This window comes from Micromonospora sp. CNZ295 (assembly GCF_004217535.1).
Map to the genome: position 1 here is coordinate 4,661,702 of NZ_SHKZ01000001.1, position 26,484 is coordinate 4,688,185.

Here is a 26,484-nt window from a genome sequence, read left to right on the forward strand (position 1 = left end):
GGTGTCCCGGAGGGTCGATGTCCGTTGGACCAGCGGGAGCACGCCGGCCGGCGTCGCCGGCCGGCGTGGTGGAGCTGCGGGTGCACGGGGTCTCCTCCCCCGGCCCCGGGCAGCTGCTGGACCTGCCGCACGTGCGGCAGGTCGCGGGGGACGCCAGCGCCGGCTTCTACCGGCCCCGGCCCACCTGCCCGCACGAGGGCGACAGCGACGGGGTCACCCTCGAGGCGTACCGGTGGAGCGACCTGCCCTCCGGCACCGTGGTCCGCACCCTGTCGCTGGTCTTCCTGCTGCCGTTCATGCTGATGAACGTGGCGGTCTGGATGCGTCCCGGCGAGCCGCCCGCCGACGCGGTGGTCAGATCGCTGTGCCGGGTGCTGGGGCTCACCCTGACCGCGCTGTACGTCCTCGCCACCGCGGGCGTCGCGCTGGACCTGGTCGCCTGGCAGTGCATGTCGTCGCCGGACTGCCTGTCCGGCCGAAGCTGGCTGTCCTGGCTGGGCCAGCGACCGGCCGGGCTACGGCTGACGGTGCTCGCGCTGGTACCGGCGGCCGTCGTCGGCCTGACCTGGTGGGCCAGTACCCGCCCGGGACGGTCCTTCACGGCGTTCGAAGCACCGGCGGGCGAGGTGTCCGGGCTTCCGCTCGGCACGGTCGGCCAGTGGGACGCCGAGCCGCTGGTGGGCCGGCTGCGCTCGATCCACATCGCCGCGGCTTTCGCGACCCTCGGCGTCACCCTGCTCGGGGCCCGCGGCGCCCAGGGCGTCTCGGGCGCCACCGTCGTGCTGGCGGTGGCGACGGGGGCGGTCCTGGTCACCTGTGTGGCTCTGCTCTGCACCCCACCGCTGATCGACCGGGCCCCGTCGGACGCCCGACTGGATGGGGCCGCCCGCACGCTACGGACGATCGCCATCGGCCTCACCATCGCGGTCGGCGCCCACGTCCTGGCCGCCACCGACTGGCGCGAGGGAGGCGGCCTGCCCGGCTACGGATCGACCCTCACCTGGCTGTTCGTCGTCCACGCCGGGCTGTTGGCCGCCCTGGCGGCGGTGCTGCTGTCGCGCCGCGGTCGGATGCGGGACCGCACGCCGCTGAGCGGGCTGGGCTCGCTGGTGGCCGTGGCCGTGGCCGCCGGGCTCGCGGTGGCGTTCTCCGCCGAGCTCGTCCACCGGGCGGCGGACGTGCTGGACCACGGCATATCCGATCCACGGACCGTGATGCCCCGCCCGCCGAAGGCCTACACCTGGGCGCTCTACGGCTTCTTCCGGGCCGCCCTGATCACGCTGGTCGTCGCCGGGCTGGTGGCCGTGATCTCCCGTCGCGGCCGCTCCCGCGCGGCTGCCGCGGTCGTCGCACGCGACTTCCCGGACCCGCCGGCGGAGGCCCGGCCGCGACTGCGGCAGGTGCAGCAGGCGATCGTCCGTGCCCGGTTCACCGAACTGCTGATCCCGCTGGCCGTGGTCTACGCCGGCATGGTCGGGCTCGGCGGGGCGACCTCCGCCCTGGACCTGCTCGGGCTCTATCCGGCTGACGCCATGGAGCGGTACGCCGGGGTGCCGGCCGGCCTGGTCGACTTCGGCATCCGAACGGGCGAGTACGCGGTCGCGGCGGCCCTGCTCGGCCTGGTCGTCGGCGGGCTCTTCGCCTATCGGACCGCCACGTTCCGGCGCTACATCGGCGTGCTCTGGGACCTGGCCACCTTCTGGCCCCGCGCCGCCCACCCCTTCGCGCCACCCTGCTATGCCGAACGGGCGGTGCCGGAGCTGGCGCGCCGGGTCACCTACCTGGTCGACAGCGGCAGCGCCGTCCTGATCGCCGGGTACAGCCACGGCTCGGTACTGGTCGCCGCCACCGTCCTCCAACTGCCGCCGCGGGTGAGCGGCCGGGTCGCCCTGCTCACCTACGGCTCGCCGCTGCGCCGGCTCTACGCCCGGCTCTTCCCCGCCTACATCGACGACAGCATGCTCGACGAGGTGGGTGGCCGGGTCGGCTGGCGATGGGTGAACCTGTGGCGCGACACCGATCCCATCGGCGGCTGGATCTTCTCGCCCCACCGGCGGGGCGACCCGCCCGTCGTCACCGGTCCCGCGGCCGGGGTGGACCGCCGCCTTCGCGACCCCAGCGGCTTGGTCGCCCCGCCGGGCGACAGCGTCCCACCAGCGATCAAGGGACACTGGCCGGACGAGTCCGACGAGTCGTTCATCGAGGCGGTGCGGGAGTTGGTCGGACGCCTCCGGAAACCCTGACCGGCCCCTGGAATATCGATCGCCACGACCGGCGTTCACCACTAACGTGATCGCCATGTTCGGCACCGTCGGCTCCGTGCCGCCCGCAGGTCTGCACCTGCCGGGCGCCGCCGGCGTGTGCGCATGGCTGGCTGATACCCGAGGCTGACCCTCCTCCGCTGCGGCAGAACCACGGAGGAGGGTGGCCCGCGTTCCGGCGCTGCCCTTCGCGGTCGCGTCGGGACGTGCGGTTCTGGCGCGGTTCCGCGGAGTGGCACCCGCCCGCGTTCGTCATCCGCCACTTCGTTCCCAGCGTGGAGTCGCACCATGGCCAAGAGCCAGTTCGTCCGCACGAAGCCGCACCTGAACATCGGCACGATGGGGCACGTCGACCACGGCAAGACGACCCTGACCGCCGCCATCACCAAGGTCCTCGCCGACCGCGACCCGGCCGCCAACCGGTTCGTGTCCTTCGACGGCATCGACCGCGCGCCGGAGGAGGTCGCGCGGGGCATCACCATCAACATCGCCCACGTCGGGTACGAGACCGCGACCCGGCACTACGCCCACGTGGACATGCCCGGCCACGCCGACTTCGTGAAGAACATGATCACGGGGGCGGCGCAGGTCGACGGCGCGATCCTGGTCGTCTCGGCGCTCGACGGGGCGATGCCGCAGACCCGGGAGCACGTGCTGCTCGCCCGCCGGGTCGGGGTGCCCTACCTGGTGGTCGCGATGAACAAGGCGGACGCGGTGGACGACCCGGAGCTGCTCGACCTGGTCGAGCTCGAGGTCCGGGAGCTGGTCTCCGAGTACGGGTTCCCCGGTGCCGAGGTGCCGGTCGTGCGGGTGTCGGCGCTGCGCGCCCTCGAGGGCGACCCGCGCTGGGTGTCGTCCATCGTGGAACTGCTCGACGCGGTCGACCGGTACGTCCCGGTGCCACCCCGCGAGCTCGGCGAGCCGTTCCTGATGCCGATCGAGAACGTGCTGACGATCTCCGGTCGGGGGACGGTGGTGACCGGCGCGGTCGAGCGTGGCACGCTGCGGGTCGGTGACCCGGTGGAGGTGGTCGGTCTCGGCCCGACCCTGTCGACCGTGGCGACCGGGTTGGAGACCTTCGGCAAGTCGCTGGCGACCGCCGAGGCCGGGGACAACGCGGCCGTCCTGCTGCGCGGGGTCAAGCGGGACCAGGTGCAGCGGGGCCAGGTGGTGGCGCTGCCGGGCAGCGTCACGCCGCACCGGCGGTTCCGGGCCCGGCTCTACGCGCTGACCACCGCCGAGGGCGGCCGCCACACGCCGTTCCTCGCCAACTACCGTCCACAGTTCTACTTCCGCACCACGGACGTGGTCGGGTCGGCGGACCTCGGTGACGTGCCGATGGTCCGGCCGGGCGACACCGTCGACCTGTCGGTGGAGCTGGGCAGGCCGGTCGCGATGGACGTCGGGCTCGGCTTCGCCGTCCGGGAGGGTGGCCGTACGGTGGCCGCCGGCACGGTGACCGAGCTGCTGGACTGAGACGCATGGAATGGCCCCTCGCGGGTGAGGGGCAATTCCGTCCGCGGTGGAATGAGCGTGCGGGGCCGGACGATTTCGACTGCCCGGCCCCGCACCCTCATCGTGGTCGGTGCGCCCGGCTCAGCAGCCCTGCTGCCGGCTGTAGATCCAGTGGCGTTCCCCGGCCCAGCCGATGTATCCGACCGCCTCGACGCAGTAGTTCGCCACGCCGGTGACGGCGACGGGACCGGCGTAGTAGCTGAAGTCGCCGGAGTCGGTGTCCCGCGTACCGCTGGGGGTGCAGTGCGCCCCCTCGTTGCGCGGCAGCGCGCAGCGGTAGATCTGCACGAACGTCGGCGCGGATCGTCCGTACGCCGCTCCGCGGTGGTAGAAGCACGCGCTGTTGGTGCCACCGTTGCTGCTGTTGTAGTAGATCACCAACTCGCCGAGGCCCGACGAGTGCACCTTGCTGTAGGTGATCGACCCGGAGCAGGAACCCGCCGCCTGCGCGGCGGGCGCGTTGACCGTCAGGGCCGATGCGCCCGTCACCAGTGCCAGCAGTGCCGCAAGTACTCTTCGCACGTTCAACCGGATCCCATCCCTCGTGGACTGATGCCGGGCAGACCATAGGCAATGAGTCCAAGTAGGACAAACTCGGTGGTCCGGCCCTGATCGCGGCTCACCCGGCCCGCTGGCAGCGGCGATGGCCGCGCTCCCGGCTTTGCTCCGCGGGCCCACCGTGGGAAACCTCACTGCCGCGGAAGCCGGGTGGCGGGCATGCAGATCATCGAGCACAGCATCATCGGGACCCGCTCCGCGGTGTTGCGGCTCCGGCGCCCCGGCAGCCAGTTGCAGTTCGCGCTGTTCCCGATGATCCATGTCGCGAGCCCGACGTTCTACGCGGCGGTGGCCGAGCGGCTCCGTCAGTGTGACGTGCTCGTCGTCGAAGGAGTCAACGGGCGCTCGGCACTCGCCTGGGCCATCACCCTCTCCTACCGGATCATGCCGGCCAACAAGCGTTCCGGGCTGGTGGTCGACAACATCGCGTACGCATCGCTGGGCGTGGAGGTGATCAACCCGGACGTGACGACGGCGGAGTTCGCCCAGGGTTGGCGGGCCATGCCGCTGCGGTACCGGCTCCTGATGTGGTCCGCCCTTCCGGCGGTGGTCCTCACCGGGTTCTTCGGCGGCACGCGGCGACTGCTCTCGCCGGAGATCGAGTTGAACGACCTGCCCAGCGCGGCGGACGAGGCGTACGCCGACGACGAATTCGCCGATCACTTCGAGCGCACGTTCGGCGGCGTCCGGGACGAGCGGTTGCTCGCCGCGCTGTCCGAGCTGGTCCGGACCCGCTCGTCGGAGCGGATCGACGTGGCGGTCGTCTACGGCGCCGGTCACGTGCCGGCGATCGTACGGGGACTGGCGGACCGGCACGGCTACCGCCCCTGGACGGCCGAGTGGCTCACCGTGCTGGACGGGTGAGCGGGCCCGTCCCGCCGGCAGGCGACCGCTCCGAGTCGCGTACCGGACATCGATAGTCTTGCATGTATCACTGGAGTCGGGTATGAAGGCCGAAAGCACGACCACGTGCTGGTTCCTGGGGAGGAGAGCCAATGAAGCACGCTCTGCGTCGCCTGCGAACAACGGCCGTCACGCTCGCCGCCTGCACACTCGGGCTGGGCCTGCTGTCGGCGCCCGCCGAGGCGTACTCGGCCCAACCGCTCGCGCCACAATCCGAGCGCGCGCCCGAGTCGGAACAGTTCTCGGTGGAGGGCGTCACCACCGTCGGCGAACTCCGCACCGTCGACGGCACCCTGTCCCACGCCCGGGACGGCCGGACACAGATCATCCGGCACCCCGGAGCGTCCTACGTCAAGGTGCACTTCAACGCGCTGCGACTGGCCCACGGCGACTACGTCACCGTGTCGAGCCCGGACGGCCGGGAGAGCTACCGGTACGACCGCTACCTGAACCGGGCGACCGGCTCGGACTACACCACCGACGGACGGCCGGGCTTCTGGGCGATGTCGGTGGAGGGCGACACCGCGGTGGTGACGCTGCACAGCAGCCGCCCGTCGCGTGGCGTCGCCGCGACCATCGACCGGTTCTGGCGCGGCTACGACCGTACGGAGATCGCGCAGCACAACTTCTCCACGCTGTCGGTCTGCAGCACCGACGCCCGCCGCGACGTGGTCTGCTACCAGAGCAGCCACCCCACCGAGTACGCCCGCAGCAACGCGGTGGCCCGGCTCCTGATCAGCGGCGGTGGGATGTGCACCACCTGGCGGGTCGGCAACACCAACCGGATGCTGACCAACAAGCACTGCTTCTCGACGCAAGCCGCCGTCAGCGGCAGCGAGATGCAGTTCAACTACCAGTGCGCCACCTGCGGCGGCAACAACCCGGGTCCCGGCACCAAGGTCAGCGGCGCCACCCTCTACCGGGTGAGCAGCGGTGGCTCCAGCCAGCTGGACTACACCCTGTACTCGGTGAACAACTTCGCCAGCATCCAGGGGTTCGGCACGCTGTACCTGGCGACGACCGCCACCACCACCGGCGCCCAGATGTACATCCCCGGGCACGGCGACGGCCGCCCCAAGCGCCTGTCCATCTACGACAACACCCAGGGCGGCGCGCGGTGCACCGTACGGAACGCCAACTACAACACCTGGAACATCAGCTACAGCTGTGACACCTCCGGCGGCAACTCTGGCTCGCCGGTGCTGAACGCCAGCCACCGGGTGATCGCCCTGCACCACCTCGGCGGCTGCCCGTCGAACCAGGGCGCGAAGGCACACCTGATCTACAACGAGATCGCCAGCCTGATCGACAACGGCTGACCGCTGAGGGCCGTTGGGGCGGGCCCGCCCCAACGGCCCCCACGCGTCCGGTGTCCGACACGGCGCCGGCGCGGCACGCGGGCCCCGGCGGTGGGTATCGATGAGTGCTCGGATCGACGAGCACCTGCATTCGCTTTTCGAGGGGAAACGCCCCCTCCATTTTCAAGATATAGCGCACCCCGGGTCTTGCCGCAAGACCCGGGTCTTGCTGCAGAATCACCGGCCGGACGCGAAACCGGGAATGCAGAGCGACCAGCAGGTCGCGCGTGTCCTAGACGCGATACGCCACCCGGGCGCAATTGTTTCCACCCGCCGTTGATCGGAGCTGATCAGCTAAGTGATCCGCAGTTTCTTCGACCTTCCCGACCATCTTTCGGCCAAGACCGACCCGTCTCTGATCGCCGCCGACGAGCGGCACTTCGCGGCCGTCGCGGAGCGGCTCGACACGTTGTCCGCCGACCTGTCCGCCCGGCTCGACGCCGCGCGCCGGGCGCCCGGCGGCATCGGCCAGCAGGCGTTGGATCGCGACCAGGAGGTCCACCGGCTCACGGCCCGGCTGCGTACCCTGCGCCGCTTCGGTCTGGACCTGTGCCTCGGACGGATGGTCGGCGCGGACGACTCCGAGCCCGTGTACGTCGGGCGGCTCGGCCTCACCGACAGCGCGGGCCGCCAGTTGCTGGTCGACTGGCGCTCCCCCGCGGCCGAGCCGTTCTTCGGCGCGACCCACGCCAACCCGATGGGCCTGGCCAGCCGGCGCCGGTACCGCTGGACCCGGGGCCGGATCAGCGACTACTGGGACGAGGTGTTCACCGCGGACGGGCTCCAGGGGCACGCCGCGCTCGACGACCAGTCCGCCTTCATCGCCAGCCTCGGCAGCAGCCGGTCGGCCCGGATGCGGGACGTGCTCGGCACCATCCAGGCCGACCAGGACGCCATCATCCGGGCCGGCTCGCGCGGCGCCCTCGTCGTGGACGGCGGTCCGGGCACCGGGAAGACCGTCGTCGCGCTGCACCGCACCGCGTACCTGCGCTACGCCGACCCACGCCTCGGTCAGCGCCGCGGCGGCGTGCTGTTCGTCGGTCCGCACCAGCCCTACCTGGCCTACGTCGCCGACGTTCTGCCCAACCTCGGCGAGGAGGACGTGCAGACGTGCACCCTGCGGGACCTCGTCCCCGAGGGCGCCGCGGCGACCGTCGAGACCGATCCCGAGGTGGCCCGGCTGAAGTCGTCCGCGGACCTGGTGAAGGCGGTCGACGCAGCCGTCCGCTTCTACGAGGAGCCGCCGGCCAAGGGGATGACGGTCGCGACCGCCGACTCCGACATCTGGCTGAGCGCCGACGACTGGGCCGAGGCGTTCGACGCCCCGGATCCCGGCACGCCGCACAACGAGGCGCGGGACGAGATCTGGGCGGCCCTGCTCACGATCCTGATCGACCGGTACGACGGCGACGAGGCGGCCGGCCTGGTCCGCGGCTCGCTGCTGCGGAACCGGGAACTGCGCACGGCCTTCCACCGGGCGTGGCCGCTGCTCGACGCGGCCGACGTCGTCGGCGACCTGTGGACGGTCCCCGCGTACCTGCGCAGGTGCGCGCCCTGGCTCGGCCCGGACGAGATCCGCACGCTGCAGCGCGACGACGCCCGGGCCTGGACGGTGTCCGACCTGCCGTTCCTGGACGCGGCCCGGCAGCGTCTCGGTGACCCGGCGGCGTCCGGGCGCAAGCGCCGGCACGACGCCGTCGTCGCTGTCGAACGCGAGCGCATGACCAGGGTCGTCGACGACCTGATCCAGGCCGCCGACGACGAGTACGGCGTCGGCCTGGTGACGATGCTCCGGGGCGAGGACTTCCAGGACGCGCTGGTCGACGAGGCGGGCCTGCCGGGCGCTGATCCGGACCGGCTCGCCGGCCCGTTCGCGCACATCGTCGTGGACGAGGCTCAGGAACTGACCGACGCGGAGTGGCAGATGCTGCTGCTCCGCTGCCCGTCCCGGAGCTTCACGATCGTCGGGGACCGCGCCCAGGCGCGGCACGGCTTCACCGAGTCGTGGCCGGAACGCCTCGAGCGGGTCGGGCTCGACCGGATCAACCTGGCGTCCCTGACCATCAACTACCGGACGCCGAAGGAGGTCATGGCGGCGGCCGAGCCGGTCATCCGGGCCGTGCTCCCGGACGCCAATGTGCCGACCTCCGTCCGCGCCAGCGGACTTCCGGTCGTCCGCGGCTCCACGTCCGAACTGCGCTCGATCCTCGACACCTGGCTCGCCGGGCACGCCGAGGGTCTCGCCTGCGTGATCGGCGATCCCACCTTCCGCGCGACGCCCCGCGTCCGGTCGCTCACCCCGGAACTGGCCAAGGGTCTCGAATTCGACCTGGTCATCCTCGTCGACCCGGAGACCTTCGGCACCGGCGTCCAGGGGGCGGTCGACCGGTACGTCGCGATGACCCGCGCGACCCAGCGGCTCGTCGTCCTCACCGGCGCATGACGGGTCGCCGCCATCCGCCGCTGCCACCGCCGTTTCGGCGTCCGGTCACCGCCGTGCGCTTTCGAGGTGTGAGGTTGGGCATGGTGAGCGCCGCCGGGGCCGCCGACCGCTATGTTGTCGGCGTGTCTGGTGACCGGCCCGGCGAGGCGGCTTCGCAGTTCCCCGTACCGGGCGCGGAGCAGCGGTCGCACCCGGGCGCGGCCCGACCGGCGGTGCGGCGCTCCGCGCGGGACCTGATCGACCTGGTCATCGAGCCGGGGACCTGGGTGTCGTGGGACGAACCGCTCGCCGATCCGGCCCCGCTCGACCCGGCCTACGCCGCTGCCCTGGCCGCAGCCCGGCGGACCGCGGGCGTCGACGAGGCGGTCATCACCGGCGCGGGCCGGCTCGGCGGACGCCGCGTCGCCGTCGTCGCCGGCGAGTTCGCCTTCCTCGGCGGATCGATCGGCGTCGCGGCAGCTGAGCGGCTGACCCGGGCCGTCGAGCGGGCGACCGTCGAGCGGATCCCGCTGCTGGCCGCGCCCGCGAGCGGCGGCACCCGGATGCAGGAGGGCACGGTCGCGTTCCTGCAGATGGTGAAGATCAGCCAGGCGATCACCGCGCACAAGGCCGCGGGCCTGCCCTACCTGGTGTATCTGCGGCACCCGACGACCGGAGGCGTCTACGCGTCCTGGGGCTCCCTCGGGCACCTCACGGTCGCCGAACCGGGCGCGCTGATCGGCTTCCTCGGGCCCCGGGTGCACGAGGCGCTGACCGGCTCGCCATTTCCGCCCGGCGTGCAGGTCGCCGAGAACCTGCACCGGCACGGCCTGGTCGACGCGGTCGTCGCGCCCGAGCAGGTGGCGCCGCTGGCGGCGCGGGCGTTGGCCACGCTCTGCGCGCCCCGCCGCCTCTCCGGCACGCCGGTCCCGCCGGAGCCACCATCCAACGACCCTGATGCCTGGGATTCCGTCCGGCGGTCCCGCCGCGCCGACCGTCCCGGAATCCGCCGGCTGCTCAGACACGCCGGCCGCGACGTGGTGCCGTTGCACGGCACGCAGAGCGGCGAGACCGGAGCCGGCGTGATCGTGGCGCTGGCCCGCTTCGGCGCGGCCCCGGCCCTGGTCGTCGGGCACGACCGGCGCGACGCCCCGCCCGACCCCGCCGGCCTGCGGGCGGTCCGGCGGGGGTTCAAGCTCGCCGCGGACCTGGACCTGCCCGTCGTCACGGTCGTCGACACACCCGGCGCCGCGCTGTCCGCCCAGGCGGAGGAGGGTGGCCTGGCCGGCGAGATCGCCAACTGCCTCGCCGATCTCGTCACCCTGCCGGTGCCCACGCTGTGCGTGCTGTTGGGTCAGGGCAGCGGGGGTGCCGCGCTCGCCCTGCTGCCGGCCGACCGCGTCATCGCCGCGGCGCACAGTTGGTTGTCACCGCTGCCGCCGGAGGGCGCCGCGGCGATCCTGTACCGCTCGACCGAGCGGGCGCCCGAGGTCTCCGCCGCGCAGGGCATCCGCGCTCAGGACCTGCGGGCGAGCGGCATCGTGGACCGGATCGTGCCGGAGCGGAACGACGCCGCCGACGAGCCGGAGGCGTTTCTCGGCCGGCTGGGGGCGGTGCTGGCGCACGAGCTGGTGACCCTGCTCCACGCGGACCCGGCGATCCGCCTGCGGGCCCGCCGGGCCCGGTACCGCCAGCTCTGACCGCGGCAGATTGCCGCTTCACCCCGCTTGGGTGGTTGATCCCGGTACGCTGTGTTCTGGTCCTGATACCGCCGGGCCGGGCCGGACTAGAAATGGTCGAGCGGACGATGAACCTGCTGCAGTCCCTGCTCGGCATCGGCGCGGACCAGCTCACGCCGGTGCAGATGGCACTGCGGGCGATCCTGACGTTCGTGGTGGCCGTGGCGATCGTCCGCCTCGGGCACAAGCGGCTGTTCGGCAAGGCGACGGCATTCGACCTCGTCGTCGCGATCATGGTCGGCTCGGTGCTGAGCCGCGCCATCACGAACACCTCCGGGCTCCTCGCGATCTGGCTGGCCGGCCTCGTGCTTGTCATGCTGCACCGGTTGATGGCTACGGTCGCCTACCACTTCGACTGGTTCGGTCCGGTCGTCAAGGGCCATCCCGTCCGCCTCGTCGAGGACGGGCAGGCCGACCGCAAGGCGATGCGCGACACCCACGTCTCCTGGCTGGACCTCGACGAGGCCCTGCGCGGGACGGGAAGCGAGGCGGACCTGTCGCGGGTGCGGCTCGCCTACCTCGAACGCGACGGCAGTATCAGCGTCGTCCCGCGCAAGGGCGGGCCGCGCATCCTCGACGTCACCGTCGAGGGGGACGTCCAGGTCGTACGCATCGCGTTGGACTGACGCCGCGATCGGGCCGGAACGCCGCGCTAACCGGTTCGTGCCGCCGGGGCCGGCTCGCGCCGGCGCAGCACCGCGGCCACGGGGAAGAGCAGCGCGAAGCCCGCCAGCGAGGTCACGATCACCATCACCACCGTGGCGTTGTCCGCGAAGCCCTGCGTCGCCATCACGGTCGCCGCCGCGATGTTCCGCTGTGACGTGCCGAGCCCGAGTACGGTGCGCGCGTCGCGGTCCTTGCCGCCGAGCAGGTAGCCGATCACGAACGCGCCCGCGACCACCAGGATGGCCGGCACGATCGCCCCCTCGACGAACAGCGCGACGATCGTCCGGACGTTCGCCAGTGTGGCGGCCAGGACGATCACCACCAGGGCGAGGGTCGAGGTACGGCGGGCGACCGGTCCCCACCGCCGGGCCGGGGCCGGCCAGCGGGAGTTGACCAGCAGGCCGGCGCCGAGCGGTAGGAGCATGGTCAGGAACAGCGGCACCGCGAGGGCGCCGGCGGAGACCTCGGCCTCGGGCAGCACCCGGGGTACGGCGATCGGCGCGTACACGACGGTGACCGGCAGCAGCAGCACCAGCAGCGTGGCGCTGAGCGCGACGTCGGACCGGGCCGTTTCCGTCAGTTTGATCAGGAACGGCGCGCCGGCTGACATCGCCACCAGGATCAGCCCGGCCGCCAGCGGACGGTCGAGCGGCCAGAGCCGGAGGATGCCGAGCGCGAGGAGCGGGACCAGCACGAAGTTGGCCAGTACTGCCCGTGCCAGCGCCCACAGGTCGCGCAGCGGGCCGAGGACCTGCTTGGCCGAGTGGGCGAGACCGACCGAGAGCATCGACGTCACGGCGAACACCAGGACCGCCAGGTCCGCGACGGTGGCGAGGAGGTCGCGCATGGTCACCCACCGCCTCCACTAGTCCGGCTCGCTGGTGGCGGGCCTCGGCTCCGGCGGTTGCGGCACGCCCGGATGACTCGGCGGATACGGCAGCAGGTCGGCTTCGATCCGCGACCAGGTCGTGCGCAGGTCGTCCAGCAGCTCCGGGTGGTGGTCGGCGATGTCCGCCTGCTCCCGGCCGTCGACCGTCACGTCGTACAGCAGGTGGAAGGGACCGGGGCGGCGCGGCCAGTTGCCCAGGACCGACCGGTCGCGGCGGTCGTACAGGTACTTGAACCGGCCGCGGCGCAACGCGCCCTGGTTCGAGGTACGCCAGTACAGGTCGTGCTCGGGGAAGGCCGCGCCCTCGACCAGCCACGGCAACAGGTCCACTCCGTCCAGCGGATACCGTTCGTCCGGGGCGGTTCCGCCGGCCCCGATCAGCGTCGCGGTCAGATCCAGGGTGTGGATCGGGTGGTCGGTGACCTGGTTGCCGGCCACGGCGGCGGGCCAGCGCAGGATCAGCGGCACCCGGATGCCGCCCTCGGTCAGGTCGCCCTTCTCACCCACCAGCGGCCAGTTCTTCGACCATCGCTCACCGCCGTTGTCGGAGGTGAAGACGACGATGGTGTTGTCGGCGTGGCCGGCGTCGGAGAGCGCGGCGAGCACCGTGCCGACGCCCGCGTCCAGCGCCTCGACGAGCTCGGCGTACTTCGCCAGCGAACCCCCGTCGGGGTGGATCAACGGGGTGGGCACCGACTGCTCGCCGAACCGGCGCCGGATCTCCGCGCCGACCGCACGATCCTCGGGGCCCTCCCAGGGCCAGTGCGGCGCGGTGTAGTTGAGCTGTACGTAGAACGGGCCGTCCCGGTCGCTCCCGACGAACTCGGCGGCGCGTTCGGAGATCAGCGACGTGTAGTAGCCGGCCTCCGCCACCGAGGTCTCCCCCTCGTAGAGGTCGTGGTCGCCCTTGGTGTTGATGTGCTCGAAGTAGTCGATCGCCCCATCGAAGTTGCCGTAGAAGGTCTGGAAACCGATGCGCAGCGGGCTGTACCAGGGCAGCCACCCGCAGTGCCACTTGCCGAACATCGCCGTCTGATAGCCGACCGCCAGCAGCAGCGAGGACAGGGTCGGATGGTCGGCGGGGATCCCGTTCCCCTCCGCGTGCGTGGTCAACGGCTCCTCCAGGCCCGCCGGCAGGCGGGTGGGGTATCGCCCGGTGTACAGCCCGATGCGCGTCGACGAACACCACGGCGAGCACGCGTAGCCGTGGCGGAAGAGCAGGCCCTCCTCGGCCAGTCGGTCGAGGTTGGGCGTGCGGATCGACCTCGAGCCGTAGCAGCCGAGATCCGCCCAGCCGAGATCGTCGGCCAGGATGAACAGGATGTTGGGCCGCTCGGCCGGCCGACCCCCGCCCGGCTTCCCGGCTGACGCGGCCGCCCCTCCAGCGGAACCTGTGCTCGCCACGCGGCAGGAGTACCTGCCCGTCGACGCTTCTAACCTCCATCAACGGTTTCGTATCGCGATGACCGGACGCAGTGGGGTCGTCGGTTCCCGCCGCCGGCGTACTCATTGCGGGGCCGCGACCTTCCCGGCGTTGGGACGGCCGGTGCCCGGGTAGTCAGGGGCACCGACGTGCCCACGCGCTTGTCCCCAGGCCCGGCTTGACTTTAAGCAGGGTTCAGCTTGCAGGCTGATCATCGACGTGAGGAACGGAGCTGTCTGAGATGATCGACCCGCGGGCCCATCTGCGCCTCGCCCGACCGAGCCGTGACCTCGCCGCGGTCGAACGCTTCTACGTGCAGGGGCTGGGCCTGGAGGTGCTGTACCGGGCGGCGGGCCAACCGGGAGAGCACGACCTGCTGATGCTGGGCTGGAAAGAGGCCTCCTGGCATCTGGAACTCGTCGGCGGACCGCACCTCAGCGTGCAGCCGTCGCCGACGGAAGAGGATCTCCTCGTGCTCTACCTGTCCGGACCGGTCGACGAGGCACTCGTGGCGCGCCTCGAGGAGGCCGGCGGCAGGCGCGTCCCACAGGGCGCGTACTGGGACCGGTGGGGCGTCACGCTGGAAGATCCGGACGGCTACCGCCTGGTCCTGTCCGTCCGCTCCTGGTCCAGCCTCGACTAGCCGCCCACGTCTCGCCGGTATGACGGACGGCCGGGTGAGCCGCGGTCAGATGTTGGAGGTGTCGGGCGGCAGGTCGTCGGGCGGCTGCGGGGACCCACCCTCGCCCGCCGCATCGGGGCAGGAGAGGCCGAGGGTGTACGCCGTCATCGACAGCGAGCCGTAGGCGTAGCCGTCCACCAGCACGTCGGTGTCGGCGGTGGTGCCCGTCGCCGAGGCGAGGCCGGCGAGATAGAGGGCGGGAATGAAATGGTCCGGCGTCGGCGCGGCGAGGCGGTAGTCGCGGTGGCCGTCGAGCGTCGCGAACCCGGCGGGATCGCTGAGCATGCGGGTCTTGGCATCCTCGTCGAAGCGCTGCGCCCAGTCGTACCCGCCGTCGGTGAGTTTCCAGTCCATGCCGCGAAGGTTGTGCACGACGTTGCCGCTGGCGATGACGAGGACTCCCCGCTCGCGTAGCGGGGCCAGCTCGGCGCCGAGCCCGAGGTGGTAGTCGAAGGGCTTGTCGGCGTTGATGCTGAGCTGGACGACGGGGATGGAGGCGTCGGGGAAGGCGTGCACCAGCACCGACCAGGTGCCGTGGTCGATGCCCCAGCTGTCGACGTCCGCGCCGACCCAGGTGGGGTGCACGACGTCGCTGATCTCGGCGGCCAGTTCGGGAAGCCCGGGCGCCGGGTACTGAACGTCGAACAGCGCCTGCGGGAACCCGTAGAAGTCGTGGATCGTCCGAGGTCGCGGCATGGCGGTGACCGCGGTGGCGTTGATGTACCAGTGCGCGCTGACGACGAGGATGGCCCGTGGGCGTGGCACGGACGCGCCGAAGGCCCGCCAGGCCGCGGTGTAGCGGTTGACTTCGAGGGCGTTCATCGGGTTCCCGTGGCCGAAGAACGCCGCGGGCATCAGAACCCCCGACACATCGGTGGCTTCCGCGCTCACGATCGTGGCCCTCCTCGCGCGCCGGCGAACGGCACCTCGGTCCTGGCGTACCGCCTCAGCGTAGGGCTCCCGGCGGATTCTGCCGGGCTCCCTGACCGCGGGGGTCTCAGGGCACCTCGACCACCTCACGGCCGAGGGGCCAGAACGCGGCGGGAACGAGCTTGAAGTTGGCGACGCCGAACGGGATCCCGATGATCGTCAGACACAGAGCGGCGCCGGTGACGATGTGGGCCAGCGCGAGCCACCAGCCGGCGAGGACGGCCCACAGGATGTTGGCCACCCCGGAGGCCACTCCGGCACCGGGCTTGGGCACGAGGGTGCGACCGAAGGGCCACAGGGAATAGCCGGCGAGGCGCAGGGAGGCGACGCCGAACGGGATCGTGACGACCAGGAGAAAGCACACCAGCGCGGCGATGCCGTAGCCGACGGCCAGCACGATGCCGCCGCCGAAGATCAACCACAGCAGGTTCAGCAGGAAACGAATCACCGCTCCAGCGTGACCGGTGGCCGCCACCCGGGCCGGTTCGCGTCCGGCCGTTCGGTTCCGTCCCGTGTCCGACCGTTCGGTTCCGCCCCTTGTCCGACCATTCGGTTTCGCCGCTTGTGCATTCGGGCAACGATGGGAGCCGACACCTGATCTGGAAGGGACGGCTCTCGTGGAAGTCACCGGTTTCTTCACCGCGATCATCATCGGTCTGATCATCGGCGCGCTCGGCCGGCTCGTCGTGCCCGGCAAGCAGAACATCCCGATCTGGCTCACCCTGGTCATCGGTGTGGTCGCCGCGATCCTCGGCACCCTGGTCGCCGGTGCGCTGGGCGTCGACGACACCCGTGGCGTCGACTGGATCGAACTGGCCATCCAGGTGGCCTTCGCCGCCATCGGCGTCGCCATCGCCGCCGGCGCTTACGGACGCCGCCGGCTCTGACCCCGGCTCCCGCCGGTCGGCCCGTATCCCGGGCCGACCGGTCACGGTCGGCACGCCTGCTGGCCGGCCCGGGCTGGCCGGTGTGCGCGCCCCCGGGGTACAGTCGGCGATGATCATCAGAACCGTCCGCGGAGCGCGGCCATGACCTCGGAGTTCGTCCGCGACGCGGCCATGACGGCCGCCGTCTTCGGCTTCTTCGGGATGGGTTGGTTCGGCTGGGCCCAGGAGCACCCACCCCAGCGCTGGCGGAAGTGGCTGGTCACCGGGTCCGCGCTGTCCGCCCTGATCCTGGTCGCGGCCGGCCTGCTCGCCTGGAACGTCTGGAACACCGGCACGGTGTTCGACCGCGACACCTCTCAGTTGTTCGGCATCGTCGTGGGCGTCGAGTTCGGCCTGGCCGGCGTCGGCGCGTGGCTGCTGACCCGCCGTGGCCGCCGCGAACTGGTCCCGGCCTGGATCGCGCTGGTGGTTGGGCTGCACTTCGTCCCGCTCGCGCCGCTGCTCCGATCCCCGCTGCTCTACCTGGTGGCCGCGCTGGTCGTCGTGGTCGCGGCCGCCGCCGTGCCGGTCGCCCGACGGCGGTCACTCCCGGTCAGCGCCGTCAACGGGCTCGGGGTCGGCACGACACTGACGGCCGCCGCGCTGGTCGCGCTCACCGAGGCTCTCATCCGCGCCTGACAGAGATGATGTTCATGAGCACCTCCCGCCGGGGTCTGACCCAGCGCCTGACTGACTTCGGGTCCTTCACGGGATTTGTCGGCCTCGGTCGGGAGGTGCTCGTGCACTCACTGGACGTGGCGTTGTGACTTAATAGGAGCCTGGCCAGAGGCCCCATCTCTGTCTTGTCCGCGTTGCCCGGCTGGTGCGTGCCGCCCTGCCCACAGTCACGAGCGACAGGACGACGATGCCCTCTATTACACCTGAAGAAGCCGCGATCGAGGTCGTCGGTGGAGTCGACACCCACCAGGACACCCACACTGCAGCGGTGATCGACCTGGTCGGGCGGGTGCTAGGCACCCAGCAGCTCCCCGCCACGGCGGCCGGATACGCCGCCCTGCTGGCCTGGATGCGCGGGTTCGGCCGGCTGCTGCGCGTGGGGGTCGAGGGCACCGGCGCCTACGGCGCGGGACTCGCTCGCCTGCTGCGCGACGAGGACGTCGACGTGATCGAGGTTGACCGCCCGGACCGCAAGACCCGCCGGTTCCAGGGCAAGTCTGACCCGATCGACGCCATTCAGGCCGCCAAGGCCGCCCTGGCCGGGGAACGCACCGGCATCCCCAAGCAGCGCGACGGCCGCGTCGAAGCACTGCGCAACCTACGGGTGGCCCGGCGCAGCGCGGTCGACCAGCGCGCCGACACCCAACGCCAGATCAAAAGCCTGATCGTCACCGCCCCCGACGAACTGCGTGCCCGGCTGTGCGGTCTCACCGTCAAGCAGCTGATCGCCACCTGCGCGAACCTGCGACCCGACCGGGCCGACGCCGCCACCCCGGCCACCGCCGTCAAGCTCGCCCTGCGTGCTCTGGCCCGCCGCCACCAACAGCTCACCACCGAGATCGCCGACCTGGACGAACTGCTGCAGCCTCTCGTCGCCGCCATCAACCCCGGCCTGCTGGCCGCCAACGGCGTCGGCGCCGACACCGCCGGCCAACTGCTCGTCAGCGCCGGCGAAAACCACGCCCGACTCAACTCCGAGACCGCGTTCGCCATGCTCTGCGGCGTCGCCCCGATCCCCGCCTCGTCGGGCAAGACCACCCGGTACCGGCTCAACCGCGGCGGTGACCGGCAGGCCAACGCCGCCCTCTACCGCGTCGTGCTCTGCCGCCTTCGCTGGGACCCCCGCACCCGCGCCTACGCCGAGCGACGCACCAAAGAAGGCCTGTCCAAGAAAGAGATCATTCGATGCCTAAAGCGATACGTCGCCCGCGAGCTCTATCAGATCATCACAGCAAACGATCTTGAACTCGCTGCTTGACATCCATAGGAGCATCCCCCGGGACGACCTGCGGGTTGCCCTTTCCGAGCGAAGTGCGTAACGTTCGTTTATGCGCATAAGCGGATCGGGGCGGAGCGCCCGTCGGCGGGTCTCCCAGGCCGACATCGCACGGCAGGCCGGCGTCACGCAGGCAGCGGTGTCGATGATCCTGCGCGACCGCGCCGACGGCATCCCCGAGGCCACCCGGCAGCGGGTTCTCGCGATCGCGCGGGAGCTCGGCTACCGGGCGGACCCGCTCGCGCGACGGCTCGCCAACGGGCGCAGCCAGATCATCGGCGTGTTCACCTACGAGAAGGTGTTCCCGGTCGCGCACCGCACCTTCTACCACCGCTTTCTGCTCGGGATCGAGGAGGCGGCGGAGGCACACGACCAGGACCTCCTGCTGTTCACGAGTGCCGCCGCCGGGCGCGGCACCGGCCGGAGCGACGGAGCTCGCAGCATCTACGCCGGCGGCGAGAACAAGCTGCGCCTGGCCGACGCGGCCGTCCTGCTCGGCCGCGACGAGATCCCCGCCGAACTGGAGCAGCTGTGCGCCGAGGACTACCAGTTCGTGTTCATCGGTCGCCGGTTCCTCGCCGACGGCCGGGAGGTCCCGAACGTCGCTCCCGACTACGCCACAGCCACCCGGGCGCTGACCCGGCGCTTCGCCACGCTCGGCCACCGCAGGATCGCCTACCTGGGCACGGACCCGACGCTGCCCGCCTCAGCCGACCGGCTCTCCGCGATCACCGCCGGCGACCTGGACGTGCACCTGCACTTCGCGCCCGTGACCGAGATCGACGACGTGCTGCTCCACCGGCTGCTCGAGACCGGGGTGACCGGCCTCATGCTGGAGAACAGCGCGTACGCCGAGCGGGTAGCCGGCCTCGCCGCCCAGCTGGAAGCCGGCAGGAAGGCCCAGCTGTCGCTCGCCGTGGCCGGCCTGACCGAGGAGGATCCCACCCCCTGGTCCGGCTTCACCGTGCCCGGCCACCGGATCGGCTACCAGGCACTGACGGACCTCCTGGCCCGGCTGGAGGGCGCCCCGCCAGGCTGCCGACTCGTGCCCTGCCCCGAGGCACCCGGCCGAACCCTCGGCGCCGTTCCCCCCGACACCGGCTAGACCCCGACGACAGCAACCTCCGCCAGACCCCCGGATCGGAAGAACAATCATGGAACTCGACTGTGACGTCCTCGTCGTGGGCGCGGGCTGCGGCGGCGTGGCCGCGGCCCAGTCGGCCGCCCAGCTGGGACAGACCGTCATCCTGACCGAAGCGACCGATTGGATCGGTGGGCAGCTCACCGCCCAGGCGGTTCCGGCCGACGAGCATCCCTGGGTGGAACACACCGGCGTCACCGCGACGTACCGGCAGCTGCGCGACGCGGTACGCGACCACTACCGCCGCAACCGCCCGCTGGTGCCGGCCGCGAGGGCCGCCGCGCACCTCAATCCCGGCCAGGCGTGGGTCAGCAACCTGGCCGCCGAGCCGACCGTCCTGCACAGCGTCCTGCGCGACATGCTGCGACCGTGGCTCAGCGTCGGCCAGGTGCGCCTGCTCACCCGGCACGAGCCGATCTCGGCGGAGGTCACCTTCGACCGGGTCGACGCCGTCACCTTCACCGACACCCGCGACGGCGAGACGGTCCGGATCACCGCCCGCTACGTACTCGACGCCACCGAGGAAGGCGACCTGCTGCCGCTCACCGGATGCGAGCACGTCCTCGGGGCGGAGAGCGCGGCGGAGACCGGCGAACCGCACGCGCTGGCGGGGCCGGCCGACCCGCACGACCAGCAGGCCATCACCTGGTGCGTCGCGCTCGAACTGCGCCCCGGCGAGGATCACACGATCGACCGGCCGGCGGAGTACGCCTTCTGGCGGAACTACCGCGCCGATCACTGGCCCGGCCCGCAACTCGGGTGGACCACCCAGGAGCCGGAGACCGGCAAGCCGCTGCGGCGTCCGCTCTTCGGCGCCCCCGGCGAGCAGGATCTCTGGACGTTCCGTCGCATCCGGTACGGCCGGCACGTCCGCCCCGCGGTTCCCGACATCACCCTCGTGAACTGGCCGCAGATCGACTACTGGCTCTCCCCGATCACCGGCGTCCCCGCCGCCGAGCGCGCCACTGGTCTGGAGCGGGCGCGGCAGCTCACCCTCTCGTTCGTCCACTGGCTGCAGACCGAGGCGCCCCGCCCGGACGGCGGCGTGGGGTATCCGATGCTGCGTCCGGCCGGCGAGACGCTGGGTACGGCGGACGGACTCGCCGCCGCCCCGTACATCCGGGAGGCGCGACGTATCCGGGCCGAGTTCACGGTCCTCGAGCAGCACATCGGCGTCACGGCTCGACCGGGTGCCACCAGCGCCGAGAACTTCAGCGACAGCGTCGGCGTGGGCTGCTACCGCATCGATCTGCATCCGAGCACGTCGGGGCGCGGCTACCTCGACATCGCGACCTATCCCTTCCAGATTCCGCTCGGCGCCCTGGTACCGGTTCGGCTGGAGAATCTGGTCGCGGCCGGCAAGTGCCTCGGCGTCACCCACATCACCAACGGCTGCTACCGGCTGCACCCCGTCGAGTGGAACGTCGGCGAGGCCGCGGGTGCGCTGGCGGCCTTCAGCATCAAGCGCGGCGTACCGCCACGTGCCGTCCGGTCGAAGCCCGAACTGCGTGACGAGTTCCAGGCGATGCTGACCGACCTGGGCGTCCAACTGCAGTGGCCGGACGCCATCCGCGTGCAGACCCGCTGACCGGATGCCGCTGCCGGTCGCCGTGCGGCAGCGGGCCGCTCTCGCCGTCGACGGACGGGTGCACCTGCCGTGCGGCTGTCACATGGTCTGGCTACGGTCCGACCATGGCTGACTTCACCGAGGAAGACCTGAGCGGTTCCCGTTTTCACCGGGTCGATTTGACCGGCGCCGAGTTCCGCGCCGTCGATTTGTCCGGCGCCCTCTTCCGCGGTGTGGATCTGAGCGGGGTGGTGATGCGCGGCGCGGAGTTGGCCGACGTCCGCATCGACGGTGAGATCCAGCACCTGGTGGTGAACGGGGTGGACGTCGGGCCGCTCATCGAGGCGGAGCTCGATCGGCGCGACCCGCTCCGAGCCAAGATGCGGCCCACCGACCCGGACGGGTTCCGGGAAGCGTGGGACATCGTCGAGCGGCTCTGGGACGGCACCGTCGAACGGGCCCGCACGCTGGACCCGGCGTTGCTGCACGAGTCGGTGGACGGCGAGTGGTCGTTCATCGAGACCCTTCGTCACCTGGTGTTCGCCACCGACGCGTGGGTGCGGCGGGCCATCCTCGGGGATCCCTCGCCGTGGGATCCGCTCGACCTGCCCTGGGACGAGATGCCCGACACGCCGGGGATCCCTCGGGACCGCGCGGCCCGTCCCTCGCTCGAGGAGGTCCTGGCGCTGCGCCGCGATCGGATGGCGACGGTGCGCACCGTGCTCGACGGCCTGACCGGTGAGGTTCTGGGCAGCCGCACCGAGCCGGTGGCCGGCAGCGGCTGGCCGCCGCCGCGAAGCTTCCCGGTACGCGAGTGCCTGCTGATCATCCTCAACGAGGAGTGGCACCACCGGCAGTTCGCCGAACGGGATCTCGATCGCCTGCGGTCCGGCGCGACAACGAGCCCGGCCTGATCGCCCGCGGATCAGTGCACGACGGCGTACCGGACGTGCACGGCGTACGGCGAGTGGTGCACCGAGAGGATCTTGAGGTCGATGTCCCGGTCGAAGCCCTCGAAGAGCCGTTTCCCGCCACTGAGGACGACCGGGGCGGTCGTGAATCGCGGTGATCTGCCCCGGTCGTGGTCCGCACGGACGTACCGTCAGGGCGGGGCCGCCCGACGGGCGCGCGGCTGACGAGCGTCGCGCGATCCGCGCTCGGGTCCGCCGTCGGAGAAAGGGAGGACGTCCCGTGCCGGGTCAGGTCACGTCGGCCGGCGTGCGCGCGTACCCGGTGGCCGGTGCGCCGTTGCTCTGCAACGCCCGGGACCATGGTCTGACCGGTGACAGCACGACGAACGACCAGCCGGCGCTCGCCGCGCTGGTCGACCGGCTCGGCGACGCCTTCGCCGCGGACGGTCGCGCGCGCGTGATCTACTGCCCGCCCGGGGTTTACGCCATCCGCGACGCCGGCACGGTCTGGCGCAGCGGGGTGTCGCTGATGGGGGCCGGCCCGGGGGCCACCCGGTTCGTCCTGAGCAACGAGGGCAACCGGTCCCAACCGGTGCCCCTCGCCTTCTACACCGCCCAGTTGCACGGTGCCGGTCCGGACCGTCCCCTCGCCTACTGCACGTTCGCCGACTTCGAGATCGACGGATCGGGCGTGGCGTCGGCGGACTACAACCCCCTGGCCAAGGGCCTGGGGTTGCAGTACGTGAGCGGGGGCCTGTTCCGGAACCTGTTCATCCATCACACCGCCGCCACCGGCTTCGGCTGCGACTTCCTGCAGGACAGCCTGGTCCAGGCGGTCCGGGTGCTCGAATGCGGCCGGATGGACAACGGCCTCGAGATGGGCGGCGCCGGCATCGGCGTCGGCATCGGCGGGTGGGGGCCGGTGGAACGGCTCACCATCGCCAACTGCATCGCCGTCGGCAACGCGACCAACGGCATCTTCCTGGAGATGCAGCACCCCGACCGGCCGCAGCCGCGCGGGATCCGGATCGTCGGCTGCCACGCCGAAGGCAACCGCTTCGGCATCTCCGACTGGGGCGCGGACGGGCTCATCGTCACCGGATGCACCATGATCGGCAACCTGGAGGCGGGCTTCCAGGTCTCGGCCAAGGGCACCACCGGTATCCCCGGCAGGGGCGGCCTGCTGACCGACTGCCTCATCGACGGCAACCTGCGCGACGGCGTCAGCATCGGCAACACCCCCGGCCCGTACACGGTGCGCGGCAACCGGATCAGCGGCAACGGCCGCTACGGGTACCACCATCAGGACCTCGGCGGCGGCGACCGGGTCGCCGCCGAGGAGATCGTGATCGAGAGCAATGACATCTGGGGCAACAGCCTCGACGGCATCCGGTTCGACCGGCCGCTGCGCGACGCCGTCATCCTCAACAACCGCGTCCGCAACAACGGCCGCCAGTGCGCCCCGGCGGCCGGCGGCAGCGGCGAGTCGGTCCGCTACACCGACCACGCCGTGATCGACCAGCGGGCGGACTGGCCGGCCGACGGCCACCGGGGCAAGGTCCTGCGGGTCGGCGACCGGTACGCCGTCGTGGCCGCGAACGACGCCACGACACTCACCCTCGCCCCGATCCGCCCCGGCGGCGACAACGGCTGGAGCGCGGACACCCCGCTGCCCGGAACGCCGTACGAGCTGCCGGCGGCCCCGGACAACCGTGCCGGCCTGACCCTCAACGCCACCTCCGACTCGGTCACCATCCGGGGCAACCTGATCCGCGACAGCGGCTCGGGCACCCAGACCCAGGGGATCTGGATCACCAACCGGGGCAGTTGCCTCAACTGCCGCATCGTCGAGAACGATCTCGACGGCAACGAGACCCCGATCCAGGCGGACACCCCAGCCGTCGGCGGTCACTGGAGCGGCAACCACGGCAACCGGTGACCGCCGGCACGCCGCGGCGAGCGGAGTGCGGCCGCCGCCCGGTCCGGGTCGCGGTTTGTGAGCGGATCGCCAGGGTAGGACCTGCACTGCTTCGGATGATCCGGGGCGAATCATCCGTGCGTGCACAGTCCGGAGGCAGCCGATGCGAGCAATGGTCTACCGCGGTCCGTACCGGGTGCGGGTGGAGGAGAAGGACCGGCCCTCCGTCGAGCATCCCAACGACGCGATCGTCCGAGTGACGCGGGCCGCGATCTGCGGGTCGGACCTTCATCTCTACCACGGGATGATGCCCGACACGCGGGTCGGGATGACGTTCGGCCACGAATTCATCGGCGTGGTCGACGAGGTCGGCCCGTCGGTGCAGAACCTGAAACCCGGCGATCGGGTAATGGTCCCCTTCAACGTGTACTGCGGCTCGTGCTTCTACTGCGCCCGGGGCCTGTTCAGCAACTGCCACAACGTCAACCCCAACGCCACGGCCGTCGGTGGCATCTACGGCTATTCGCACACCTGCGGCGGGTACGACGGCGGCCAGGCCGAGTTTGTACGGGTGCCGTTCGCCGACGTCGGCCCGAGCGTCATCCCCGAGTGGCTGGACGACGAGGACGCCGTACTGCTCACCGATGCGGTCGCCACCGGCTACTTCGGGGCGCAGCTCGGCGACATCGTCGAGGGCGATGTGGTGGTCGTCTTCGGCGCCGGGCCGGTCGGCCTCTTCGCGGCGAAGTCGGCCTGGTTCATGGGTGCGGGTCGGGTCATCGTCGTCGACCATCTCGACTACCGGTTGGCGAAGGCAGCGTCCTTCGCCCACGCCGAGACCTACAACTTCACGGAGTACGACGACATCGTCGTACACCTGAAGAAGATCACCGACCACCTCGGTGCCGACGTGGCGATCGACGCCGTCGGCGCGGAGGCCGACGGCAACCTCCTCCAGCACGTGACCGCCGCCAAGCTGAAGCTGCAGGGCGGATCCCCGGTCGCGCTCAACTGGGCGATCGATTCGGTCCGCAAAGGCGGCACGATCTCGGTCATGGGCGCCTACGGACCGATCTTCAGCGCGGTGAAGTTCGGCGACGCCCTGAACAAGGGGCTCACCCTGAGGATGAACCAGTGCCCGGTCAAGCGGCAGTGGCCGCGTCTGCTCGAACACATCCGCAACGGCTACCTCAAGCCCAGCGAGATCGTGACCCATCGCGTCCCGCTGGAGCACGTCGCCGAGGCCTATCACATCTTCTCCGCCAAGCTCGACGGCTGCATCAAGCCACTGATCGTCACGAACGCCGCCTGATCGAACCGGAGGCCGACCATGCCCTACCTGCCGGACAAGCCGAAACTGGCGCACTCCAGCGACGAACTGCGCGCCCGCATCCCCGGTTGGGGAGCCGACCTCGATCCGAAGGACCGTCCTTCGGTGCCGAAGGAACGGTTCGACCCGGACCTGAACGGGGCACCCTGGCAGTTCCCTGAGCGGCAGCCCGAGCGGTGGCCGCGGGAGCGGTCGATCGAGCACAAATTCCTCACCCCCGTGTTCGGCACGGCGTGCCCGCCCAAGGGACTGTCGGGAGTGCTGCGCCGGTACGCCTACCGCCGCTACAGCGAGGGCCGTGCCGCGCACTGGCTGCTCCTGATGGCCGCCGACCGGGTGGACGTCGTGGAGAGCGTCCTGCGGTCGTTCGCCGCGGGCCGTCCCGACAACCCGCTCGCCGCGGCCGGCCTGCGGACCGAGATCTCGAACCACGGGTTGTCCTCCCGGCTCCGTCGCGGTCGAGCGGACGTGGCGCATCATCCGCTCGACCCGATCGTCGTCGCAGCGCCCTGGGCGCTGGGTGGCGGCCTCGCCTACCTCAGCCTCAAGTGGATCGCGGGACGACGCCGGCGTTGAGGCCTCGCCCGCCGCGCAGGCACGATCATTCGCGCACGTAGCGCGGGTAGGTCGTCTTGGCCCTCCTGGCCACGTCGAGGTCGATCTGAACCGTGACGAACGGTTCGTCGGGGGTGGTGGTGGCGAGCACCGCGCCGTCCGGGTCGATCACCCAGCCGAGTCCCCCACCGTCCAGGCCGGATCCGGTCGGGATCCAGTGGTTCGACGAGAGGCAGTAGGCCCCCGAACAGACGGCGGCCGCCTGGCCACCGGCCAGCCACTTGGCCAGTGACTCGCCGGGGGTCGCGCGCGGCACGCACAGCATCTCGACACCGCTGCGGGCGTAGTGCCGGGCCCACTCGAAAAACCACAGGTCCGTACAGAGCAGCACGCCCACGCGGGCCCCAGCGACACGGCACGTGTCGAAGGTCGGCTCGCCCCGGTCGTACCAGGAGGCCTCCCAGAAGCCGGGCTCGTCGGGCAGGTAGTACTTGTCGCGGATCCGGGCGGCGCCGGTGGGCGCGGTCCACACGAAGGCCTGGTTGCGTCTGCTGCCCGTCGCCTCGATGGTGGGTCGGGAGGAGATGACCGAGGCGGCGCCGAGTTCCGCGAGCCGGGCGATGCCGGCCTCGTGTTCGGTGACGCTGCGTCGCCAGCGCGCCGGGTCCGCGACGGGCTCGGCAGCGAGCCAGTCGGAGTACGGCAGCTCCGGCAGGACCACCAGGTCGGACCCGGTACTCGCAACGTGCTCGGCCAGGGCTGCCAGGGCCGCCGCGCGTTGCGCTTCGCGGGTGTCGAGCTGGCAGACGGTGACGTTCAGGGTGTCGCTCATTCCG

23 protein-coding genes are annotated in these 26,484 nt (G+C 71.5%); 17 read left to right on the plus strand and 6 right to left on the minus strand.

Annotated features, from left to right (window positions below; translation table 11 throughout):
• The first annotated feature begins 17 nt into the window (after positions 1-17).
• Together EV376_RS21855 and tuf are read left to right on the plus strand one after the other, a co-directional pair.
• Positions 18-2,243, plus strand: coding sequence for a hypothetical protein (locus EV376_RS21855; protein ID WP_130326066.1), 2,226 nt, complete (start codon positions 18-20; stop codon positions 2,241-2,243).
• A 306-nt stretch (positions 2,244-2,549) separates the two neighbouring features.
• Positions 2,550-3,737 (plus strand): elongation factor Tu, encoded by a 1,188-nt coding sequence (tuf, locus tag EV376_RS21860; protein ID WP_130326068.1) that lies wholly within the window; start codon positions 2,550-2,552, stop codon positions 3,735-3,737.
• A gap of 120 nt (positions 3,738-3,857) precedes the next feature.
• On the opposite strand, the gene EV376_RS21865 is transcribed toward tuf, so the two are convergent.
• Positions 3,858-4,298: a hypothetical protein gene (locus EV376_RS21865; protein WP_130326069.1), complete on the minus strand. Its 441-nt coding sequence runs from the start codon at positions 4,296-4,298 to the stop codon at positions 3,858-3,860.
• A gap of 195 nt (positions 4,299-4,493) precedes the next feature.
• Here EV376_RS21865 and EV376_RS21870 point away from each other — a divergent pair, with 195 nt between their 5' ends.
• The 5 genes from EV376_RS21870 to EV376_RS21890 all read left to right on the plus strand — a co-directional run bounded on the left by EV376_RS21870 (position 4,494) and on the right by EV376_RS21890 (position 11,382).
• A complete protein-coding gene (locus EV376_RS21870; protein ID WP_130326071.1) occupies positions 4,494-5,198 on the plus strand; it encodes a hypothetical protein in 705 nt (234 codons plus the stop codon).
• 131 nt (positions 5,199-5,329) lie between these two features.
• A complete protein-coding gene (locus tag EV376_RS21875) occupies positions 5,330-6,556 on the plus strand; it encodes a S1 family peptidase (RefSeq protein ID WP_130326073.1) in 1,227 nt (408 codons plus the stop codon).
• A gap of 337 nt (positions 6,557-6,893) precedes the next feature.
• Positions 6,894-9,038 carry an RNA polymerase recycling motor ATPase HelR gene (helR, locus tag EV376_RS21880; protein WP_130326075.1) on the plus strand — a complete coding sequence of 715 codons (2,145 nt, stop codon included), beginning with the start codon at positions 6,894-6,896 and terminating at the stop codon, positions 9,036-9,038.
• A 122-nt stretch (positions 9,039-9,160) separates the two neighbouring features.
• Positions 9,161-10,717 carry a carboxyl transferase domain-containing protein gene (locus EV376_RS21885; RefSeq protein ID WP_486482754.1) on the plus strand — a complete coding sequence of 519 codons (1,557 nt, stop codon included), beginning with the start codon at positions 9,161-9,163 and terminating at the stop codon, positions 10,715-10,717.
• A 107-nt stretch (positions 10,718-10,824) separates the two neighbouring features.
• Positions 10,825-11,382 carry a YetF domain-containing protein gene (locus tag EV376_RS21890; RefSeq protein WP_165438048.1) on the plus strand — a complete coding sequence of 186 codons (558 nt, stop codon included), beginning with the start codon at positions 10,825-10,827 and terminating at the stop codon, positions 11,380-11,382.
• Between the two features lie 26 nt (positions 11,383-11,408).
• Here EV376_RS21890 and EV376_RS21895 read toward each other — a convergent pair whose 3' ends face one another.
• Together EV376_RS21895 and EV376_RS21900 are read right to left on the minus strand one after the other, a co-directional pair.
• Positions 11,409-12,269 (minus strand): bile acid:sodium symporter family protein, encoded by an 861-nt coding sequence (locus tag EV376_RS21895; protein ID WP_130328796.1) that lies wholly within the window; start codon positions 12,267-12,269, stop codon positions 11,409-11,411.
• A gap of 18 nt (positions 12,270-12,287) precedes the next feature.
• Positions 12,288-13,715, minus strand: a complete 1,428-nt coding sequence (locus EV376_RS21900; RefSeq protein WP_207228270.1) for a sulfatase-like hydrolase/transferase — start codon at positions 13,713-13,715, stop codon at positions 12,288-12,290.
• A 260-nt stretch (positions 13,716-13,975) separates the two neighbouring features.
• On the opposite strand from EV376_RS21900, the gene EV376_RS21905 reads away from it, so the two are divergent.
• Positions 13,976-14,377 carry a VOC family protein gene (locus tag EV376_RS21905; protein ID WP_130326079.1) on the plus strand — a complete coding sequence of 134 codons (402 nt, stop codon included), beginning with the start codon at positions 13,976-13,978 and terminating at the stop codon, positions 14,375-14,377.
• A gap of 45 nt (positions 14,378-14,422) precedes the next feature.
• On the opposite strand, the gene ygiD is transcribed toward EV376_RS21905, so the two are convergent.
• The gene (gene ygiD, locus EV376_RS21910) at positions 14,423-15,307 is read right to left on the minus strand and encodes a DODA-type extradiol aromatic ring-opening family dioxygenase (protein ID WP_486482755.1); all 885 of its coding nucleotides are present in this window, start codon (positions 15,305-15,307) and stop codon (positions 14,423-14,425) included.
• A 106-nt stretch (positions 15,308-15,413) separates the two neighbouring features.
• Positions 15,414-15,794, minus strand: coding sequence for a YccF domain-containing protein (locus EV376_RS21915; RefSeq protein ID WP_207228272.1), 381 nt, complete (start codon positions 15,792-15,794; stop codon positions 15,414-15,416).
• Positions 15,795-15,963: 169 nt separating this feature from the next.
• On the opposite strand from EV376_RS21915, the gene EV376_RS21920 reads away from it, so the two are divergent.
• The 9 genes from EV376_RS21920 (at position 15,964) to EV376_RS21965 (ending at position 25,669) form a co-directional block, all read left to right on the plus strand.
• Positions 15,964-16,233, plus strand: a complete 270-nt coding sequence (locus tag EV376_RS21920; protein WP_130326083.1) for a GlsB/YeaQ/YmgE family stress response membrane protein — start codon at positions 15,964-15,966, stop codon at positions 16,231-16,233.
• 141 nt (positions 16,234-16,374) lie between these two features.
• A complete protein-coding gene (locus tag EV376_RS21925; protein ID WP_130326085.1) occupies positions 16,375-16,911 on the plus strand; it encodes a hypothetical protein in 537 nt (178 codons plus the stop codon).
• Positions 16,912-17,137: 226 nt separating this feature from the next.
• The gene (locus EV376_RS21930; protein ID WP_130326087.1) at positions 17,138-18,208 is read left to right on the plus strand and encodes an IS110 family RNA-guided transposase; all 1,071 of its coding nucleotides are present in this window, start codon (positions 17,138-17,140) and stop codon (positions 18,206-18,208) included.
• A gap of 70 nt (positions 18,209-18,278) precedes the next feature.
• A complete protein-coding gene (locus tag EV376_RS21935) occupies positions 18,279-19,331 on the plus strand; it encodes a LacI family DNA-binding transcriptional regulator (protein ID WP_130326089.1) in 1,053 nt (350 codons plus the stop codon).
• A 49-nt stretch (positions 19,332-19,380) separates the two neighbouring features.
• Entirely contained in the window at positions 19,381-20,955 is a 1,575-nt protein-coding gene (locus EV376_RS21940; RefSeq protein WP_130326091.1) for an FAD-dependent oxidoreductase, read from the plus strand.
• 104 nt (positions 20,956-21,059) lie between these two features.
• Complete coding sequence (locus EV376_RS21945; RefSeq protein WP_130326093.1) at positions 21,060-21,848, plus strand: DinB family protein; 789 nt, start codon at positions 21,060-21,062, stop codon at positions 21,846-21,848.
• Positions 21,849-22,125: 277 nt separating this feature from the next.
• Positions 22,126-23,784, plus strand: coding sequence for a right-handed parallel beta-helix repeat-containing protein (locus EV376_RS21955; RefSeq protein WP_130326095.1), 1,659 nt, complete (start codon positions 22,126-22,128; stop codon positions 23,782-23,784).
• A gap of 142 nt (positions 23,785-23,926) precedes the next feature.
• Positions 23,927-25,075, plus strand: coding sequence for a zinc-dependent alcohol dehydrogenase (locus EV376_RS21960; protein ID WP_130326097.1), 1,149 nt, complete (start codon positions 23,927-23,929; stop codon positions 25,073-25,075).
• Positions 25,076-25,093: 18 nt separating this feature from the next.
• Positions 25,094-25,669, plus strand: a complete 576-nt coding sequence (locus EV376_RS21965; RefSeq protein WP_130326099.1) for a hypothetical protein — start codon at positions 25,094-25,096, stop codon at positions 25,667-25,669.
• Between the two features lie 25 nt (positions 25,670-25,694).
• Here EV376_RS21965 and EV376_RS21970 read toward each other — a convergent pair whose 3' ends face one another.
• On the minus strand, positions 25,695-26,480 hold the full coding sequence (locus EV376_RS21970) for a carbon-nitrogen hydrolase family protein (RefSeq protein ID WP_130326101.1): 786 nt from the start codon (positions 26,478-26,480) through the stop codon (positions 25,695-25,697).
• Positions 26,481-26,484: the final 4 nt, after the last annotated feature.